The following is a 1735-nucleotide window of genomic DNA, read 5'->3' as shown; positions in this document are numbered from 1 at the left end:
ATTATTACAATTACATCAGAGAACGATTATTTGAACCACTAGGCATGACAACTGCCGTAATTGAGCCAGATGCCTCTGGCACCTACGTAGGTTCTTCCTACATGTATGCTTCACCAAGAGATTGGGCTAAGTTCGGGTTGCTTTATTTGAATAGTGGTGAATGGAATGGCAAACAACTATTGCCTGAAAACTGGACAGCTTATGTTTCTACACATACACCTGGTGCTCCTACCATGGAATATGGTGCTCATTTTTGGCTAAATGGCAATGCTCCGGTAGAAGGCCAGCATGTGTATTACCCTGATGCTCCTAAAGATTTGTTTAGTGCCAATGGTTTTGAAGGCCAGCGAGTGTTTATCATTCCTTCAAAAGATATGGTTATTGTGCGTTTAGGGCAAACCAAGAAACGAGGCTCGTTTGATTTTAATCAGTTTTTGAAAGAGGTTTTAAGTTCTATTGAGAATTGAGAATGTAGACATGAATTATAAATCATTTATCAAGGAATTGTTAGAAACAAATGAATCAGACTACATATTTGCAAATGTTTTTATTGGTGATGTAAAATTTACATATTGCCCTGAAGAATCAATTGACGTTATTAAAAGGAAATCCTTGGATATATTAACCGTGATGTTAAAAGAAAATGTTGTAGATATATATATCATCAGAGAAAGCGAAAAAACGAAAGTTAAATATCAGTCGATTGATGATATAAAAATCATTATCGAATCTATAAATGAGAAATGGAATCAAATTGGTGAACAACAAGTATTGCCTAATGAACTATTTTGGTTAAAAGCTAAAAAGTGTGAAAAAGGAGATCATCTTAGCATTTTATAGTTAAAAGTACCCCAGCTGTTCGTAGTCTCCCGAAGGGACTACGTACCTTTCAATGATCAAAAGTGTCTGTGACACGGCATAAGACACGAACTATTTCAATTATTAGGCAATCATTAATTATTTTCCTTAAATGTATATAAGATATAAAATAAGGAATCAATCAACATCTTCTCAGCAATATTTCTCCAGCCGCATTTGCAAATTAGAAGCGTATAATAGCACGAATAATACTTTTTTGCTGTTAACTTTGATAAGAGTAAAATGACAAGCAATGGGAGCAGCACAAATTAGAGAACTACTTCATGATTATATCAACAAGGCCGATGAACGTTTTATCAATCTTATGTATGCCATGGTTCAGGCCGATATGCAAGAAGATGATTATGAGTTGAGCGCTTCACACAAAAAGATTTTAGATAAACGCATCGCATCGCATAAAGCTAATACATCTTCAGGTTCAAGTTGGGATGAGGTAAAATCTCGAGTTAAAGAGCAATTATGACCTATTCTCTAATTATCAAGCCGGAAGCAGAGCTTGATATATTGAATACTTCAAATTGGTATGAAGAAAAGCAACAGGATTTAGGTCTTAGGTTTTTAGATGAGGTAGAAGATAAACTCAATTTAATTACTGCAAATCCTTATCAATATCAAGAGAGATACAAAAACACTCGATTTGCGCTAATAAAGCATTTTCCTTATGCTATTCACTTTATTGTTGAAAAAAGTACAGTAGTTGTATTGGCCATTTTGGGTACCAGAGAGGATCCTGAAAAATGGCCTTAGTCAAATTGAGCCATTTAATTCATGTAGATAAAAAATTACTACGGTAAATTAAATCTCCCCCAAATCAACACCATCGCTATAGTATTTGACAACAAAATCAATGGAGCGT

Annotated in this window: 4 protein-coding genes; all 4 read left to right on the top strand. The window is 34.6% G+C overall.

From position 1 onward, the window contains the following. The coding region (locus RLO81_RS06600) for a serine hydrolase domain-containing protein (protein WP_350108985.1) at positions 1 to 467 on the top strand (467 nt) is incomplete at its 5' end. A 10-nt stretch (positions 468 to 477) separates the two neighbouring features. Beyond that, complete coding sequence (locus tag RLO81_RS06595) at positions 478 to 840, top strand: hypothetical protein (protein ID WP_350108982.1); 363 nt, start codon at positions 478 to 480, stop codon at positions 838 to 840. Between the two features lie 271 nt (positions 841 to 1111). Beyond that, a complete protein-coding gene (locus RLO81_RS06590) occupies positions 1112 to 1342 on the top strand; it encodes an addiction module protein (RefSeq protein ID WP_350108979.1) in 231 nt (76 codons plus the stop codon). After that, positions 1339 to 1626 carry a type II toxin-antitoxin system RelE/ParE family toxin gene (locus RLO81_RS06585; RefSeq protein ID WP_350108976.1) on the top strand — a complete coding sequence of 96 codons (288 nt, stop codon included), beginning with the start codon at positions 1339 to 1341 and terminating at the stop codon, positions 1624 to 1626. Before RLO81_RS06590 ends, RLO81_RS06585 begins: the two co-directional genes overlap by 4 nt. Positions 1627 to 1735: the final 109 nt, after the last annotated feature.

Source organism: Fulvivirga sp., assembly GCF_040220315.1.
GTDB lineage: Bacteria > Bacteroidota > Bacteroidia > Cytophagales > Cyclobacteriaceae > Fulvivirga.
Note: the sequence above shows the minus strand (reverse complement) of the source record. Positions and strands in the feature narration are given on the sequence as shown.

Bases quoted from the DNA above. Each gene is read 5' to 3' on its own strand.
- RLO81_RS06590 (WP_350108979.1), top strand. From the start codon at position 1,112: ATGGGAGCAGCACAAATTAGAGAACTACTTCATGATTATATCAACAAG.
- RLO81_RS06585 (WP_350108976.1), top strand. From the start codon at position 1,339: ATGACCTATTCTCTAATTATCAAGCCGGAAGCAGAGCTTGATATATTG.
- RLO81_RS06595 (WP_350108982.1), top strand. From the start codon at position 478: ATGAATTATAAATCATTTATCAAGGAATTGTTAGAAACAAATGAATCA.